The organism is Actinotignum timonense (assembly GCF_900155575.1).
Classification (GTDB): domain Bacteria; phylum Actinomycetota; class Actinomycetes; order Actinomycetales; family Actinomycetaceae; genus Actinotignum; species Actinotignum timonense.
In genome coordinates, this window is sequence record NZ_LT706966.1 from 2,075,450 (window position 1) to 2,092,154 (window position 16,705).

Consider the following 16,705-nt stretch of genomic DNA (forward strand, 5'->3'; position numbering starts at 1 on the left):
CGGGCGAACGCCCGGATACAAGCCAGAGCTATCCACAGGATGCTGGAACGCATCGACTATCCACAGCCTGCGGTGGTCCTCTGGCGGGCGAGTCCTAGCCAGGGCATGCTCAGCCCTATGAAGACTCTCAGGATTTTTGCGACTCAATTCCCCGGTGCGCGCTGTGGCCCGGGCACCAGTACCCGTGCCCGGTCCACGGTGCGCTCCCGCTCCCGTGCGGGGCGCATAATCGTGGCACGCTGCCTGGCCGCGGCCGGCGCGGCTCTCACCCTGGTGGCGAGCCTTATTTCAGAATCGGCATCTGGCACGGTGGCGGCGTCGTCGGATAATACCCCCGCGCCGGCCGCAACCTCGACAACGGATAGCGAGCCGGAAAAACCGCTTACGTCCACCCCCATGGCGGACGCTGAAAATGTAGCCCATACGAAGGCAGCGCGGCCCCACGCCACTGGCTTCCACTCCCCTACCGGTAGCGCGCCGGTGGTGACCCGGCCCTTTGATCCGCCCAAGCAGAATTGGCTGCCCGGGCATCGCGGTGTCGATGTGGAGCTTCCAGCGGGGAGTCCGGTGCTGGCGGCTGGCTCGGGCACCGTGGTGTATGCCGGGATGCTCGCGGACCGCCCCGTTATTTCTATTGAACACACCAATGGCCTGCGCACCACCTATGAACCCGTGGAGCCGAGCGTGCACCGCGGGGATACCGTGAGCGCCGGGACCGTGATTGGGACGTTGCTGGCCGGCCATGAGGATGGCGGGCGCTTCCCCGGGGATGTTTTGCACTGGGGCGCACGGCGCGGGAAAACCTATATTGACCCGCTCTCGCTCCTCTACCGGCGTGAGATCCGCCTGTACCCGTGACGCTCACGTGACGCTCGTGTGCTACTTCAGGGATGCTTCTGTGCTGCTTCAGCGATGTTTCTGGTGAGGAGTACTTAGGCCCGCGGATGGGCCTGCGCGAATGCAGCACGGAGCCTATCTGCGCTGACGTGGGTGTAGCGCTGCGTGGTTTGCAGGGAGGAGTGGCCGAGGATCTCTTGGACGCTGCGCAAATCCGAACCGCCGTTGAGAAGATGCGTGGCGGCGGAATGGCGCAAATCGTGGGGGGTAATATCGGGCACCCCCGCGCGGCTGGCCGCACGGTGCACCACGTCGCGCAACGAGCGCGGGTTGAGGCGCCTACCTTGCGCCCCCAAAAAGAGAGCCCGAGTCGGTTCTTTCATAAGAGCGGCACGCGCAGGCAGGTATTCTTGCACGGCCCGCATGGCCGGCACCCCGTACGGGACCACGCGTTCCTTATTTCCTTTTCCGACGACGCGCACCGTCAGATCGGGGCGAACCTGGTCAATATCCAAGGAACAGACTTCGCTCACGCGCAAACCCGCCGCGTACATGAGCTCAAGGGCCGCCCAGTCCCGGTAGGCGAGAGCTTCTCCGCTCTCAACCGCGTGGCTTTTCGCGTTATTGAGCAATTGTTGGGCCTGGTGCTCGTTGAGAACATGCGGGAGCTCGTTGGTGACCCGAGGTGATTTCAGCCGCGCTGCCGCATCCGACGCGGTATAACCGCACCGGTATGCCCAGGAACTAAAAGTTCGTATCGCGGCCGATTGCCGGGCCATCGAGGCCAAAGCGCTACCGTGTTCGCGCGAATGGGCTAGCCAGGCGCGCAGATCAGCGAGATCCAGGTGTTCGAGGTCAATATCCAGCTCGGATAAGTCCTCATCTCCCGCTTTTTTTCCGGTGGATAGCTCGTGGAGAAAAGTGAGGAGGGAGAGAACCTCGTGCAGATAGGCGCGGATCGTATGTTCGGAGTATCCGCGGCGCAGCCGCAATTCTCGCTCATAACGTTCCAAGATATCTGCTACTCGCATGTTTCCCAGTTTATGCCAGTCTTAGGAGGACCGGTGCCGGCTCGCCTCCCGAGCCTGGGGAGTCAGGCGCCACTTCCCTCCTCGACTTTCCGCGATTCCTGCTACCTCAAGTTTCCCGAGGGCCGCCATCACCTCAGCAAATCCCATTCCCGCGGTCTGCGCTATTTTATCCAGCGGCTGGTAATTACGAGCCGGCAGTGCATCTCGCACCCGCACCGCCCGCGGATCCCCGGCAAGCGGATCGGTGACGGCAAGCCCGAGCCCTAATTGCACCCCGCTGGCAAGGGCACGAGTGACCGTCCGGCTTGCGGCTCCGCTACGGTCATGAGCCGCCCCGTTTCCCTGCGCCGCAGTCCGAGTGCGATTGACGTGGAGGAGTTGCTGGCCGGCGCTAAAGCCGAGTATTTCCACGATATCTTCCACCCGGGTAATGCACACTGCTCCTTCCCGCAGCAGCCGGTGACAGCCCGTTGAACACATGGCGTAAATTGAGCCGGGTACTGCCCCGACCGGGATGCCGTAGGTATGGGCGTGCCCCGCGGTGTTAATGGCGCCCGACCTGTAGGGAGCTTCAATAACAACAACGGCTTGCGATAGGCCCGCAATGATTCGGTTTCGGGCCAGGAAACGGTGCCGGTGGGGAGCATTTCCCGGTGCAGTTTCGGATAGGGCGAGCCCGCCGGTATCAAGAATCCGCGCGAAAAGTTCCTGGTGGACTTTGGGATAGGGGCGGTTGATCCCGCTGGCGAACACCACCGCGGTCGGAGCATTCGCTAGCACGGCGCCACGGTGGGCGGCCGCATCAATACCCATGGCTCCCCCGGAAACGATAAGAGCACCGCGTTCGGCCAGCTCGTAACTAAAATCGGTGGCGATCTTTTCGCCATAGTCGGTAGCGGCGCGCGAGCCCACCATCGCGAGCGCGGGGCGATCCAGTGCCGCAATATTTCCTTTCCACCACAGCCCCAGCGGGCGTTGTTCCCCGAGCTGCGCTAAGGATTGCGGCCAGGTGGGGCTACCCGGGTAGGTAAACCCATAGCCTCGGTTGAGCAGTTCGCGGTCACGCGCAAAGCCCTGTGCATCGTACCGGGCGCCCCAGCGGGTAGCTGCCGCGCGTAGCGGTTCAGGAACTGGGGCGCCCGCTCGTGCTTCCTCGAGCCAGGCAAGCGCTCCGGCGTAACCGAGATTGTCGGTGAGTGCAACGGCGTGGTAGTCCTCCCCTTCGGCCAAGCGTGTCCATGCCATTGCTGCGGTTTCTTCTTCCGTGCTTGTGTTTTTCATGCCGGCGGTTTCCGGGTGAGCCGCTCCTGTTCCGGCAGTTCCCGGGTGAGCCGCTCCTGTTCCGGTAGTTCCCGGGTAGGCCGCTCCCGTGCCGGCAGTTTCCGCGGCGGTGTCTCTCGCGCCGGCAGCTCCCGTTATTTCGCTGCTGGTCCGGGATGTTTTATCCTCCGTCATAGCCAGAATTTCCTTTCCCGCGCAGGGCGAACGCCCCGGCAACGTCGTCGGTGGTGGGTTGTGTATGGCCGGCTAGGTCTGCGAGGGTCCAGGCAACTCGCAGGATTTTATCCGCGGCTCGCATGCTGATGAGTCCACGGGTGAGGGCCTCACTCAGACTCGCGCTTGAGCTAGCTGCTAGCTGAGTGTGGGCCCGGAGCCAGGTGCCTGGGATAGCGGCGTTCACGTCCCAGGTTTCACTCCGGAAGCGGTGGTGTTGGCGTTCGCGTGCTTCGCGCACCCGCGCGGCAACCGTTTCGCTGCTATCGCCGCTATTGCCCGCGGCTAATTCCGCCCGGCTCGGCCTGGGCAGATTCACCATGAGATCGATGCGATCCCGCAGCGGACCTCCGATGCGATGCTGGTAGTGGGCGCGGTCCGCTCCCGAACAGGTGCAGGAGGTTGGGGAATCTAGTAGCCTGCCGCACCGGCACGGGTTTCCTGCTGCTACCAGTTGGAAACGAGCCGGGAAGCATACCGAGCCTTGGGCGCGGTGAATATGCACTTCTCCCGATTCCATGGGTTCGCGTAAAGATTGGATAGCCCGGGTAGTGAATTCGGGAAGTTCATCGAGGAAAAGTACGCCGTGGTGCGCGAGGGAGATAGCGCCGGGGCGGGGCCGGCTTCCGCCTCCCACCAACGCGGTGGCACTCGACGTATGATGGGGCGCCACGTAGGGAGGCCGGGTGGTGATTTCCTCGAATTGCCCCACAATGGAGCGAATACTGGCACTTTCTACCGCTTGGGCACGAGTGAGAGGCGGCATGATTCCCGGTAGGCGGGTGGCGAGCATAGATTTACCCACTCCTGGTGCCCCGATCATGAGGAGATGGTGGCTTCCCGCGGCTGCTATTTCCAAGGCGTGGCGGGCCAGGTATTGGCCCCGTACCTCTGAGAGGTCGCCCATATCAGTGCTGGTGCGGGGCTGGGATACCGGCACAGGTGGCGGCGGTGGCACCGGGTCACTGGCCGCTCCCAGGCGCTGGGCGATCTGGGTGATATGCCAGATTTCTCCCACCTGGATCTGGGCGAGTGCAGCTTCGGTTCCGCAACCGTGGGGAACGATGGCGTGCCGGAAGCCGTGGTGGGCGGCGCCCAGCACGCACGGTAATACTCCTCGCACCGGGCGTACCGATCCGTCCAGGCCTAATTCACCCAGGAACACAGTGCCGGGTGGCAGGTGGGTGTGGGCTTGTGCAGCGAGGATGGCGGCAGCAATTGCCACATCAAAAGCGGTGCCGACTTTCGGGGTATCTGCCGGAGATAGATTGACGGTGACGCGCCCGGCCGGGAAGGCGATTCGGGCTGCGGCGAAAGCGGCCCGGATGCGTTCGCGTGATTCGCTCACCGCCGCATCGGGTAGGCCCACAATCGTGAAATTCGGCAGGCCTGAAAGGATCGCTACTTCCACCCGGATGGGCAGGCCCTGGACCCCGAGTATCGAGACGGTATGGGAGGTGCCGATCATGAGGCATTCCGCAGATGCTCGATGGTAACGGGACCGGAGGTGGGCACGGTGACGGCCACGATATCCACCGCGAGATCAGGGTAGTGCGCGCCATCAGCGTGGAGCCACTGCGCCAGGAGGCAGCGGAGGCGGCGATACTTTTCGAGGCTGACGGCCAGCGGTGCCGGCACTGTATTGTGCCCGCGCCGGGTTTTCACCTCAACCGCAACTAAAGCCCCGCTGGGTTCTTCGCGGCATATCAGGTCAATTTCCCCGCGCCGGCATCTCCAATTTTGGGCCAGCACCTGGTAGCCGTGCTCCCGCACATATGCGGCGGCCACGCTTTCTCCCCACTCCCCTAGCTCCCTGGTGGTGGCGGAAGCGGGAAGCGGGGCAAGCTCGCTGCGGGCGATGCTGGCATGCAAAGTTTCACACTGGTACATGCCCCTAGTGTGGCGCGGAAATTACCGATGGTGGCTCGAGGGGTGCGTGGCTGGGGATAGCGTCGTCGTTTCAGAAACCTGTGGATAAAAGCGAGCGCCCGTCGAACTCACAACGCAACAGCCCCCAATTAAAGAGAGGAGCCGGGCAGATCGAGTTCGCGGGTAATATCGGTTTGGTTGAGCTCTTCAATATTGACATCTTTGAAGGTCACCACGCGTACCGAGCGGATGAACCGGGAAGTGCGGTAGATATCCCACACCCACGCATCGGTGAGATTCACTTCGAAGAATACGTCGCCGGCGGTGGACGATCGCACTTTCACGTCTACGTCGTTGGCGAGGTAGAAACGCCGTTCGGTTTCCACCACGTACCGAAAAATCTTCACAACATCGCGGTACTCGCGATATAACGCGAGTTCCAGTTCGGCTTCGTAGCCGTCAATCTCGCTCATTATTCACTCCTTACCGCGGGCAAATGCCACGACATTCGATGATACGGGCTCGGCCCCACCTGCGCGATAGCTTCGAGGTGGGAGGGCGTACCGTACCCTTTGTTATGTTCCCAATCGTAATCGGGAAATTCTTTCGCGAGCGCCTCCATATAGCGGTCTCGTTCAACTTTAGCGACGACGGACGCCGCGGCAACCCCGGCGCAGGAAGCATCCCCTTTAATCACGGTGGTGACCGGAAGTTGCGGAACGGTCGGTTCGGCATCGAAAAGGGAATCCTGGGCCCACCAATTGTGCTTTCCGTCAAGAAGAACGGCATCGGGGCGCAGTCCTTCTTTTTCCAGCTGGGTGAGGGCGTCCGCGGCGGCGCAGCGCAAGGCTTCAATAATTCCGACCTGATCGATAACGCTGGCGGGGGCGCTTCCTACCGCAACCGCGAGCGGCCAGTCGCGGGCTGCCTGGTAGATCGTTTCGCGGCGGTGCGCGCTCAGCATTTTCGAATCGCGTAATCCGGGCGGGAAAGCATCCGGAGTATTTCTGTCCAGGAGAGCAATACCCACGCAGACCGGCCCTGCGATAGCACCGCGACCCACTTCATCCACGGCGGCGAGAATACGCCCGCCGCGTTCCTCGAGCCGAGCTAACAGTTCTTTTTCAACTGTACGATCAGGTTCCTGCACGCGTGCTACCTGCCCTGCCCGGAGAGCGTGGCGCTAGGCAGCCCCGGCTGGGCTGCCGTGGCCGCGTATAAGGAGCGCGGATCAACGGGGTTCTCCGGCAGCACAAGCCGCACACTCGCGGGCGCGGCAGGTTCGGGAACACCGGCGAAAACGTGGCTCATATCAGGTAGGCGCCCGTGGCGGCTCCACGGAGCAAAAACGTACCAGGCCCGGCCCACCACGTTATCTACCGGCACGAATCCGTTTCCGGATTCACGCTGATGCCACCGCGAGTCCTTCGAATTTGCGCGGTTATCCCCCATCATCCACAGGTAGCCTTCCGGGACCTTCACTTCAAATTTCTGCAAGGAGGGTGAAACCCCGTAATTGAGATATTCCTCCGTGATCGGCACGCCGTTCACCTGCAAACGGCCATCTTCTCCGCAGCAACTGACGGTATCCCCACCCTTTGCGATAATTCGTTTCACCAGGTAGTGGCCAGAATCCGCCGGAAGAAGCCCGATGCCTTGCAGGATACGAGTGCCGGTTTGGGCAATCCAGGAGCGGTTTTCTTCCACATCATCCAGCCAGCCGCCCGGGTCCACAAAGACCACGATATCGCCGCGGCGTAAGTCCTCATTATCGGTCACCATGCGGTTGACGAAGAACTTATCCCCGGTACTCAGCGTGGTTTCCATGGAACCGGACGGCACGTTAAAAGCTTGAATAAAGAAGGTTTTGATAATAACGGAGACCAGAAGAACGACGGCGACAGTCAGTGCCATCTCCACTACGCTGCGCAAACGTGAATTACGCACGGGGGCTTCCCGGGTTTCCGCCTCGGGGCGCACCGGGGCAACCTCGGGAGGATACGAGGGCGGCTGCTCCATATTGGCAGCGGAGGACTGACCGTCCGTTGTATTCATGGTGACTCCTCCGTGATTGACATGTGCTTCCGCCCGGGCCAGATCATCTCGCAAAGCTTCGGCATAGAGGCCTTCATCCGCGTTGGAGAGCTGCTCCGTGAGCGTCAGCCGTAACCGGGCTTCAGCTGAATTTATCTTAGCCGGCCCCTCCGACACGTTTTTTGCTCCGTTGGACTCCAGTGGTGTGGGCGGGCAAGGCGCTGGCTCGGAATCTGGCCCTGGTGCTGGTGTTGCTGAGGTATGCCCCGTTGCGGGGGTCGCGGCGGAAGCAGCTGCTGCGGGAGTGGCAGGAGCTCCGGTGAAAGCGACGGGAACGGCAACAGGAGCAATGGGGGCAGCGGCGGGAGTGGCTTCCGCATCGGACGAGTCCTCTGAATCGAATAGCTCGTCGAGATCCGGGAGATTATCTGCATCCGGCACCACTGAAGGTTCGAGGAACGCCGGGGCCGCGTACGGCTCCGGCAGCTCAGGTGGGGTAGGGGTGGAGGTAGGGGTAGCGGCCCGGCGGCCGCGAGCCTGGCTCCGGTGGGTCCGCCCTGCTGGCCACCGCGAGGCATCCTCCGATGCCCGTGACCCGCCTGACGTGCCCTCGCCCATACGCCCCTCCGCCTGAAATAGATAAAAGATATGCGTATTCCATGCTACCAGCGCGCTTGAGCGTACCTAAGGTTATCCGCGCCGTCGCGCCACGCTATTTCGGCCAGGCTCCAGGAATGCTCCAGCCCTCGCTCACGATTGAGGCTCATTGGACACGTGGGGTGCAACCCCGACTTATCGGTTGTCGCCGGTTAGTGGCGGATACCGGGAGAAATTGGCGGTTACCGTGGGTAATTGGCGGCTATCGTGGGTTAGTAACCAGGACCAGCTTGGGTAGAAAAATGGACCCGCACCGAGATGCGGGTCCATATGTGAACGAGAAGTTCGTACCGTTCCTTACTTGGAATCGGTGCGACGTTCGCGAATCTTCGCTGCCTTACCGTGGCGATCACGCAGGTAGTACAGCTTGGCGCGACGCACCCGACCGCGGGTAATCACTTCGATTGATTCGATGGAAGGCGAATGCACCGGGAACTTACGTTCCACGCCCACCCCGAAGGAAATCTTGCGGACATCGAAGGTGGCGCGCAGGCCGTCACCCTGGCGGGCGATAACAACACCCTGGAACGCCTGGGTACGGGTGCGGTTACCTTCCACCACGCGCACGTTCACACGCACGGTGTCACCGGCGCGGAAATCGGGGATATCGTCGCGCAAACGCGAAGCATCAACTACATCAAGAGTCTGCATTATTCATTCACTTTCCGCCTCTGCACGCAGGCCAGGGGCGCTGTTATCGGTTAAGATCTCGCCGATGCGCGACCCCCTGCGGCAGGCTCAGCGCATTATGAAAGCGAGGAAACTCCACTATTATGCCACAGTCAGCGGACAGGCAAAAATAAGATCGGAGTTGACTACCTCACCCACCTGGAATTCTCGGGTTGTTACTTTTCGGAAGCCGCAGCGTTTGTAGAAGCGTTGAGCGCGCCGATTGTCTTTATTCGTTCCGAGCCACAGGTAGGGTGCTGGCGCTGAATCGGCGTCCGAGATTCGGGCCCGGCAGGCCTCCACCGTTGCCCGCCAGAGCAGATCCGCTACCCCGCTGCCGTGCCAGCTGCGCTCCACATAGAACTTAGAGAGCTCAAGCAACGGGCCGTCCCGATCCGGAAGGTGCGTGAATGGCGCACCGTCCTCACGCCCGGCCACGTCGTCGCCCCCCATTCCCACCACACTATCGGGCAGCAAGGTAAGACTGTACCCCAGCAATTCCCCGCGCGACTCTCCGCTGGCGGCACGTACCACCACCGCCATCCAGTGCGGGTCGGCAAGATAATTCTCGAAAGCTGCGACGGAAAGATTCTCGGCCACGAAAGCGGCGATATCCGCTTCGCTGAGGTAACGCGGGCATGCATCGGGGAAGGTGCGGGTGGCCAGCTCAGCCAGCTCGGTTGCGGTGCGCCGTCGCGCCCCGTCGCCGGAAACGACGGCGCCAGCAGCACCCAGAACCTCAGTATCCACCGCCACCGGGTGTGCGTCACTGGTGCGCCATACATAGCCCGCCGCCGCGAGCGCCGGCCGGTCGTGTTTGTCCAGCTGCGAGGTATTCAGCTCCGCGATCATATCGGGACGGCGCGCAGCGGTGCGCGCGATAGCTTCGTCGCGCCGGTAACGCGCCACCGCCCCGTGGTTACCGCCCAGCAGCACCGCGGGTACCTCGAGCTCTCGCCAGCTAACGGGGCGGGTGTAGACACGGTATTCGAGCAAACCTGCCGCACCGTGCGATTCTTCCACGAGGGACTCCGGGTTACCCACCATGCCGGGAATGAGACGGGTAACGGCCTCCACGAGAGCCACTGCCGCCACTTCCCCACCGTTGAGGACATAGTCCCCGAGGGAAAACTCCTCCACGCGCACCCCGTGCCCGCGGTAATGTTCAGCTACCCGCGCATCGATTCCCTCGTAGCGCCCGCAGGCGATAATGATACGTTCCCGGGTTGCCAGGTCTTCCACGAGGCGCTGGGTGAGGGGCCGCCCGGAGGGGGTGGGAATAGCAAGGGTGATTGTTTCCGGGGCGCTCGGACCGATAAGGTCATCGAGCGCACGGCCCCAGACATCCGGTTTCATAACCATGCCCGCCCCGCCCCCGATGGGGGTATCGTCCACGGTGCGGTGGACGTCGCTGGTCCAGTCGCGCAGATTGTGGGTGCGAATATCGACGACGTCGCGACGGCGCGCCTTGCCCACCAGTGACAAATCAAGAACATCGAAGAATTCCGGGAAAACCGAGACAAGGTCAATACGCAAGCCCGCCATTACTCAGCTTCCTCCGCGCCGTCTTCCTCCGTAGTATTCGCTTCGGAAGTGCTTTGCTCCGCGCCGCTTTCGCCTTCGCCGCTTTTCCCCAGGCCACTTTCCCCCGCGGCACTGAGGGCACCGGCTAGGTCATCACCTTCCACCACGATCATGTCGTCATCGGAGAAAAGCCCGGCCGGGGCATCCACGACGACGCAATGGTCGTCCAGATCCACGGCGGTCACAATCTCACGTACGAAGGGAACGCGGGCAATGCGGCCATCAGGCTCACGCACCACCAAGACATCCTGGGCGGGGCCGTTCTCCAAGCCGGTGATAATTCCGAGCTCGTAGCCTTCCGGGTCGAGTACTTCCAGACCTCGTAGCTCGTGGGCGTAATAGGCGTCTTCTTCGGGCTCATCTTCATCGGTTTCCACGATGAGTCGTACCCCGCGCAGTGCTTCGGCGGTATCACGGGTGGTTGATTCAGCGAAGAGCGCGTAGGTGACTCCCCGGTATTCGCGGGTGCGGGTGATGGTGAGTGGCCCGAAATCGGCAGGATCGGTTTCTAGCTGGGCCCTGACCGCGAGGCGGCGTGCAGGTGAATCCGTGCGCACATCCAGGCGGACTTCCCCTTTGAGTCCGTGCGGTGCCCCGATAATAGCTACCGTCAGTTGCATCGTGTCCTTCTTTCAGCTCCCGCACACGGCGGGCAACGGTGGTGGCTCATACAAAACCGGCCCGCAACCCCGAAAGGTTGAGGGCCGGTATGCCGCTACGTTAGTTACGATCCGTTTCGATAACGTCCACGCGCACGGAGCCTTCGTCCGAAAGCGCGTTGACGACGGTACGCAGAGCCTTGGCGGTACGCCCGCCACGGCCGATCACCCGACCGAGATCGTCAGGGTTCACCCGAACTTCCAGAAGTTCGCCACGACGATTACGTGATGCCGAGACCTTGACATCATCCGGGTAATCAACAATTCCCTTGACCAGGTGTTCCAGAGCGTCCGTCAGCATTAGGCTTCCTCAGTTTCCGCTTCGGTAGCGTCGCCGGCTTCGGCTTCCCCAGCTTCAGCGGCGGCAGCAGCCGCGGCTTCCGCTTCGGCCTTCGCCTTCGCTTCGGCAGCGGCAGCACGGCGCTTTTCGGCGTCGTCCTGGACCTTCTTGACCGCTGCGGCGCGCGCTTCTTCAGCGTTCACAGTTTCCGGAACACGCAGGCGGCCTTCCTGGCCATCCTTGTATCCCTTGAACTTCTGCCAGTCACCGGTCACCTTGAGCTGCGCGAGCACGGCTTCAGTGGGCTGAGCACCCACACCGAGCCAGTACTGGGCCCGATCAGAATCAATGCGGATGGTGGAAGGCTGGGTATTGGGATCGTAGTAGCCGATTTCCTCAATAACCTTGCCATCGCGCTTGACACGCGAATCCGCCACGACGATACGGTACTGGGCCGCACGGATCTTACCCATGCGCTTCAAACGAATTTTGACTGCCACTTTTGTGGTCAATCCTTTCTCATTGGGGTGGGTTACCCGGCCGGTTGGGGGACGCGCACCGTGCAACCCGTGAACACAGATGACACCGGGTTGAGAGGGACCCGGCATCTTCCAAGTACATCTAGCTATTCTGCCAGAATTTCCTGGCGGAGGGAACCGGCAATGTGCGGACGTTCGGTGAGATCACTTACGCCGCCACGACGGGGCGATGCCGCTATAGCCGCGGTTCGAGCCCACCGTCTCACCATCGCTCCATCCCACCATCCCACCGTCCCACCGTCCCACCGTTTGAACCTGACAAGCCCCACGGTGCCTGGCAAGATGGGAGGCGTGAATACCACCGTCTCTCCTGCCGCCGCGCCTGCGGGCACCGTCGCCGCCGTGGACTCCCCCGCCACCGCAGCCGCTCCTACCTCAAAACTGGTGCGCTATGCCTGGCTCTCCGTTGCGGCAGCCCTCATCACCATTGCGCTCAAAGCGGCCGGCTACTGGCTCACGGGTTCGGTGGGTCTCCTCTCCGACGCCTCGGAATCGCTGGTCAATCTGGCAGCGGCTGTCGTTGCTGTGCTGGCTCTTTCCGCGGCTGCGAAACCCGCCAATGAGCGCTATACCTACGGGCGCTCGAAGGCTGAATATTTTTCTTCCGCCGTGGAAGGCGCGATGATTTTCGCGGCGGCCGGTTTTATTATTTTTTCCGCAGTTGATCGCATTATTCACCCCCAGCCGCTCTCGGACCTGGGATGGGGGCTGGGCATCGTGGCGCTCGCGTCACTGGTCAATGGGCTTGTCGGCACCATCCTGCTGCGCGCCGGTGCGAAGCACCGTTCCCCCACCCTGCGCGCCGACGGCAAACATCTCCTGACCGACGTGATCACCTCCGCCGGGGTGATCGTGGGTGTGGGGCTGGTGGCGCTAACCGATCAGCCTCTTCTCGATCCCATCGTCGCTATCCTGGTCGCGGCCAATATCCTGCTCACCGGGGTAAAGCTGCTGCGTGAGTCGCTGGCGGGCCTCATGGACGCAGCCCTTCCCGACCCGGATACCGAAAAAATCGTAGCGATTCTCCGTTCGCATACCCGCCGCGAGGTGCGTTTCCACGGTCTGCAAACCCGGGTGGCGGGGCGTGAATCGTTTTGTAATTTTGATCTGCTGGTGCCCTCCACCTGGACGGTGCGCGAGGGCCACGAACTCGCCGAGGATATCGCGGAGGAATTACGCGCCGCCGTGCCCCATCTGCGTGCCCTCATCCACGTGGAGCCCTTGGAAGACCCGCGTTCCTACGAGGACATTCCGGAAGGTTACGTGCCGTTGGGCGGTATTTCTGATGCGGTGCCGGATATCGTGGTGGAGGCTTTAACCACGGGGAAGAACGACGACGCCGCTCCCTCCCAGAAATAACCACGTGGCCAAGAACAACGTAGCGGGCAAGATTCCTCCTGCCCGCTGCGCCGTCGTCGTCGTTATTTAAGGAAGCGCTTGAGCTCTTCCATACTTGCCATATCGGGCCCCGCTTGAGCAGCGCCGGGAAGCTGAGCTCCCTTGCCGAAGGCCGAGCCCTGTTCGGCACGCTGCCGTGCCGCCGCTGCTTCGGCTTCCTGGCGGGCGCGTTTCGCCGGATTCCCCGAACGCCCCTTCTTGCCGCCCGAAACGTTCTTCTTCGCGCGTTTCTGTTTGCGTGAGCCCCCGCCAACGCCGGGCATGCCGGGCATTCCCGGCATCCCGCCCCCGCGACTCATCTGCGTCATCATTTTCGCAGCACCCTCAAAGCGCTGCACCAGCTGATTGACTTCCTGGACGGTGGTCCCCGAACCGCGAGCGATGCGCTGACGGCGCGAACCGTTGAGGATTTTCGGGGTACGGCGCTCGGCGGGCGTCATGGATTGGATAATGGCCTCCACGCGCCCCATCGAGGATTCGTCCCACTGCTCGAGGGCTTCGCGGTACTGCCCCATTCCGGGCAGCATCCCCATGAGTTTCTTGAGGGAACCCATCCGCTTGATTTGATTCATTTGCACGAGGAAGTCATTGAGGTCGAAGGACCCCTCGCTCATTTTCTCCGAGAGTTCGCGCTGCTGTTCTTGCGTCCAGGTGGCTTCGGCCCGTTCGATAAGGGAGAGAATATCGCCCATATCGAGGATGCGGGAAGCCATGCGGTCGGCGTGGAAGCGTTCGAAATCTTCCAGTTTTTCACCGGTGGAGGCGAAGAGAATCGGTTTGCCGGTCACGCCGCGCACCGAGAGCGCCGCGCCGCCGCGGGTATCGCCATCGAGCTTGGTGATAACCACGCCGGTGAAGCCAACGCCATCTTGGAAGGCCTTCGCGGTGGCAACCGCGTCCTGGCCGATCATGGCATCGATAACGAAGAGTACTTCGTCGGGATTGACGGCGGCCCGGATATCGGCGGCCTGCTGCATGAGGACCTCGTCGATACCCAAACGCCCGGCGGTGTCCACCACGACGGCGCCGTAGCCGTTCGCGGCGGCGTAGTCCACGCCACTGGCGGCCACCTGGATGGGGTCACCCACCCCGTTACCGGGTTCGGGAGCCCATACATCCACCCCGGCGCGTTCACCCACGACCTGGAGCTGTTGCACGGCGTTGGGGCGCTGCAAATCGGAGGCCACGAGAAGCGCCTTGCGGCCCCCGCGGGCGAACCAACGCCCGAGCTTACCAGCCAGCGTGGTTTTACCCGCGCCCTGGAGGCCGGCGAGCATGACCACGGTGGGCCGCCCCTGCGCAAAATTCAGTTCCCGAGTTTCCCCGCCGAGAATCTCGATGAGTTCGTCATTAACAATTTTGACGATCTGCTGGGACGGGTTGAGGGCCTGGGAGCGCACCGCACCGGTGGCGCGTTCGCGCACCGCGGCGGTGAATTCGCGCACCACGGGAAGCGCGACGTCGGCGTCCAAGAGGGCACGCCGAATCTCGCTAATGGTGGTTTCTACATCCGCCTGGGTGAGAACACCCTTGGAGCGCAGATTCTTGAATGCACCGGAAATCCGGTCGGAAAGATTATTAAACACTGGCCAGCCTTCGCGTCAAAAACTCGTTCCATTGTAAAGCAGGGGGCGCGGGCGCGCATATTCGCCGCTGGTGCGGCGGCGTGCCCGCTGATGCGGAGGTATGGTGCGGCGGTAGAGCTACCCGCAAACGTGGCGCCGGGATACCAGCCCGCGCGTCTCTGCCCGCTCCTTGCCCCACGCTCCGCACTTCCCGTACTTCCCCCACTTAGTTCAGCAGGGAATCGACGAAACCTTCCGGGTCGAAGGGAGCCAGGTCGTCCGGCCCCTCCCCCAGGCCCACCAGTTTGACGGGCACGCCCAGTTCACGCTGCACCGAAATAACGATGCCGCCCTTGGCGGTGCCGTCCAACTTGGTGAGCACAATACCGGTCAGCCCGGTCACCTCCGCGAAAACGCGAGCCTGTTGCATCCCGTTTTGCCCCGTGGTGGCATCCAGGACGAGAAGAACTTCATTGACCGGCGCGGTGCGTTCCATAACGCGCTTGATTTTTCCAAGTTCGTCCATGAGCCCGGCCTTATTTTGGAGGCGTCCAGCGGTATCCACAATCACTACGTCCACTCCGGCAGCATCGGCCTGCGCCACCGCATCGAAAGCGACGGAGGCCGGATCGGCACCTTCGCGATCCGAACGCACCACATCGACTCCCACCCGGTCGCCCCAGGTGACCAGCTGATCCGCTGCGGCCGCCCGGAAGGTATCAGCAGCCCCGAGCAGCACCGTGGTTCCCTGCGCGCGCAGCAGGCGCGCGAGCTTACCCACCGTGGTGGTTTTCCCGGTGCCGTTCACGCCCACCATAAGAACCGCCGCGGGATGCACCGCGCCGGAATCCGCTTCGCTGCGGGTGAGGTTGAGGGAGCGATCCATATCCGGACCCACGTGGCGCAGCAGTTCCTCACGCAAAATTTCGCGTACCCGCTGCGGGTCGCTGGTGCTTTCAATTTTCACCCGCGAGCGCAGGCCCTCCATGATCTCGCTGGTAGCATCCAGCCCCACATCGGCCATGATGAGGGTATCTTCCAGTTCTTCCCAGTCCGCCGCGGAAAGATCCCCGCGCGAGAGAATCGCCAAAAGTGCCTGCCCGAAACCGCCCGAGCGAGCCAGCCGGGCCCGCAGGCGCTGCATCCGGGAGGGAATCGATTCGGGTTGTTCAACAGCCGGAACGGTAACAATATCCGGGGTGGCATCGCTGGTGCTTTCACCGGGAGTTTCGCCGGGTGCTTCTGCATCGGTACCCTCCGCGGCTTCTGCCGCACCATCCCCTTCAAGAACTGGGGTATCCCGGCGTTCCAATTCCTCGCGCCGCTGGTTCTTTTTGACCAGGGAAATGACGAGGGGAACAAGGAGGAGGGCGGCAACGCCAGCGATGACAAGTGCAAGAACTACAGGATTATCCACCCCTCCAGTCTTGCAGAGGGGGGCAAGTTTTTCCACCTAGAAGGTTTTAGGCGCTGCGCCGTTCGCGCTCGTCAGTGTCCTCAGGCGCGAAACTTTCTGCGACGTCCGTGCCGTGGCTTTCTTCCGGTGCCTCCGCAGCAACGCCCACGACGTCCGCGCCCTCCACACCGTCCACGACTTCTGCGACGCCCGCACCGTCGGCTTCCGCGCGGTTTTCTTCTTCGGCGCTCACGGCGCGACGGCGCAGCGGCGGGGCGGGAATACGAGCCCGCAGTTTTTCACTGTTGCGGCGCACCGTTTCCGAGATTTCACGCTCCGTTTCTCGCGCGCGGTCAAAGTGCTCATCGAGGGTTTCGGAAGTGATATAAGCTTCGGATTCGTGCGCGAAAGCCTCGAACATATCGTCGACCGCCGTATCGTGGTGGACGATGTCATAGGTGTCCATATCCAGTTCATCAGAGCGCCACGCGTCAAAAGATTCCGCGACGGATGTTCCAGCGCTTTTCCCGGAATTCCGCGCAAAGGACAGGGCATACACCAGCGCTGCGGCAGCGATAATGATGGCGATAACAACGATGATAAGGGGCACGGTCTCATTATGAGAATTTTTGCGGCGGACGGCTACCTCCAACCCGCCCGCGAGCGGAATTGTTACCGAACTGCAACGTAAGT

General features: G+C 62.3%; 17 protein-coding genes. 2 read left to right on the forward strand and 15 right to left on the reverse strand.

Features of this window, described 5'->3' with window-relative positions:
- Positions 1 to 117 precede the first annotated feature (117 nt).
- Positions 118 to 858: a M23 family metallopeptidase gene (locus CZ322_RS10290; protein ID WP_234984523.1), complete on the forward strand. Its 741-nt coding sequence runs from the start codon at positions 118 to 120 to the stop codon at positions 856 to 858.
- Positions 859 to 932: 74 nt separating this feature from the next.
- On the opposite strand, the gene CZ322_RS08840 is transcribed toward CZ322_RS10290, so the two are convergent.
- The 12 genes from CZ322_RS08840 to rpsP all read right to left on the reverse strand — a co-directional run bounded on the left by CZ322_RS08840 (position 933) and on the right by rpsP (position 11,614).
- The gene (locus CZ322_RS08840) at positions 933 to 1,868 is read right to left on the reverse strand and encodes a tyrosine recombinase XerC (RefSeq protein WP_087070994.1); all 936 of its coding nucleotides are present in this window, start codon (positions 1,866 to 1,868) and stop codon (positions 933 to 935) included.
- 21 nt (positions 1,869 to 1,889) lie between these two features.
- The gene (dprA, locus tag CZ322_RS08845) at positions 1,890 to 3,323 is read right to left on the reverse strand and encodes a DNA-processing protein DprA (RefSeq protein ID WP_087070995.1); all 1,434 of its coding nucleotides are present in this window, start codon (positions 3,321 to 3,323) and stop codon (positions 1,890 to 1,892) included.
- Complete coding sequence (locus CZ322_RS08850) at positions 3,310 to 4,830, reverse strand: YifB family Mg chelatase-like AAA ATPase (protein WP_087070996.1); 1,521 nt, start codon at positions 4,828 to 4,830, stop codon at positions 3,310 to 3,312. Before CZ322_RS08850 ends, dprA begins: the two co-directional genes overlap by 14 nt.
- Positions 4,827 to 5,252, reverse strand: coding sequence for a YraN family protein (locus tag CZ322_RS08855; RefSeq protein WP_087070997.1), 426 nt, complete (start codon positions 5,250 to 5,252; stop codon positions 4,827 to 4,829). The genes CZ322_RS08850 and CZ322_RS08855 overlap by 4 nt, the downstream gene beginning before the upstream one ends.
- A 128-nt stretch (positions 5,253 to 5,380) precedes the next feature.
- Positions 5,381 to 5,704 carry a DUF2469 domain-containing protein gene (locus CZ322_RS08860; protein ID WP_026428528.1) on the reverse strand — a complete coding sequence of 108 codons (324 nt, stop codon included), beginning with the start codon at positions 5,702 to 5,704 and terminating at the stop codon, positions 5,381 to 5,383.
- Positions 5,704 to 6,381: a ribonuclease HII gene (locus CZ322_RS08865; RefSeq protein ID WP_087070998.1), complete on the reverse strand. Its 678-nt coding sequence runs from the start codon at positions 6,379 to 6,381 to the stop codon at positions 5,704 to 5,706. The genes CZ322_RS08860 and CZ322_RS08865 overlap by 1 nt, the downstream gene beginning before the upstream one ends.
- Before the next feature lie 5 nt (positions 6,382 to 6,386).
- Positions 6,387 to 7,706, reverse strand: coding sequence for a signal peptidase I (lepB, locus tag CZ322_RS08870; RefSeq protein ID WP_159455025.1), 1,320 nt, complete (start codon positions 7,704 to 7,706; stop codon positions 6,387 to 6,389).
- A 513-nt stretch (positions 7,707 to 8,219) separates the two neighbouring features.
- Positions 8,220 to 8,573, reverse strand: coding sequence for a 50S ribosomal protein L19 (gene rplS, locus CZ322_RS08875; protein ID WP_016442470.1), 354 nt, complete (start codon positions 8,571 to 8,573; stop codon positions 8,220 to 8,222).
- A gap of 120 nt (positions 8,574 to 8,693) precedes the next feature.
- A complete protein-coding gene (trmD, locus tag CZ322_RS08880) occupies positions 8,694 to 10,136 on the reverse strand; it encodes a tRNA (guanosine(37)-N1)-methyltransferase TrmD (protein ID WP_087071000.1) in 1,443 nt (480 codons plus the stop codon).
- Positions 10,136 to 10,795, reverse strand: a complete 660-nt coding sequence (rimM, locus tag CZ322_RS08885) for a ribosome maturation factor RimM (RefSeq protein WP_087071001.1) — start codon at positions 10,793 to 10,795, stop codon at positions 10,136 to 10,138. Before rimM ends, trmD begins: the two co-directional genes overlap by 1 nt.
- Before the next feature lie 100 nt (positions 10,796 to 10,895).
- On the reverse strand, positions 10,896 to 11,135 hold the full coding sequence (locus CZ322_RS08890; protein ID WP_026428525.1) for an RNA-binding protein: 240 nt from the start codon (positions 11,133 to 11,135) through the stop codon (positions 10,896 to 10,898).
- Positions 11,135 to 11,614, reverse strand: a complete 480-nt coding sequence (gene rpsP, locus CZ322_RS08895) for a 30S ribosomal protein S16 (protein WP_026428524.1) — start codon at positions 11,612 to 11,614, stop codon at positions 11,135 to 11,137. Before rpsP ends, CZ322_RS08890 begins: the two co-directional genes overlap by 1 nt.
- Positions 11,615 to 11,935: 321 nt before the next feature.
- Between rpsP and CZ322_RS08900 the strand changes: the two genes are divergently transcribed.
- Complete coding sequence (locus CZ322_RS08900; protein ID WP_087071002.1) at positions 11,936 to 13,012, forward strand: cation diffusion facilitator family transporter; 1,077 nt, start codon at positions 11,936 to 11,938, stop codon at positions 13,010 to 13,012.
- Positions 13,013 to 13,074: 62 nt separating this feature from the next.
- On the opposite strand, the gene ffh is transcribed toward CZ322_RS08900, so the two are convergent.
- The 3 genes from ffh to CZ322_RS08915 form a co-directional block, all read right to left on the reverse strand.
- Entirely contained in the window at positions 13,075 to 14,637 is a 1,563-nt protein-coding gene (gene ffh, locus CZ322_RS08905) for a signal recognition particle protein (protein ID WP_087071003.1), read from the reverse strand.
- A gap of 205 nt (positions 14,638 to 14,842) precedes the next feature.
- Complete coding sequence (gene ftsY / locus CZ322_RS08910) at positions 14,843 to 16,033, reverse strand: signal recognition particle-docking protein FtsY (protein WP_087071004.1); 1,191 nt, start codon at positions 16,031 to 16,033, stop codon at positions 14,843 to 14,845.
- A 46-nt stretch (positions 16,034 to 16,079) separates the two neighbouring features.
- Positions 16,080 to 16,622, reverse strand: a complete 543-nt coding sequence (locus CZ322_RS08915; RefSeq protein WP_087071005.1) for a hypothetical protein — start codon at positions 16,620 to 16,622, stop codon at positions 16,080 to 16,082.
- Positions 16,623 to 16,705 lie beyond the last annotated feature (83 nt).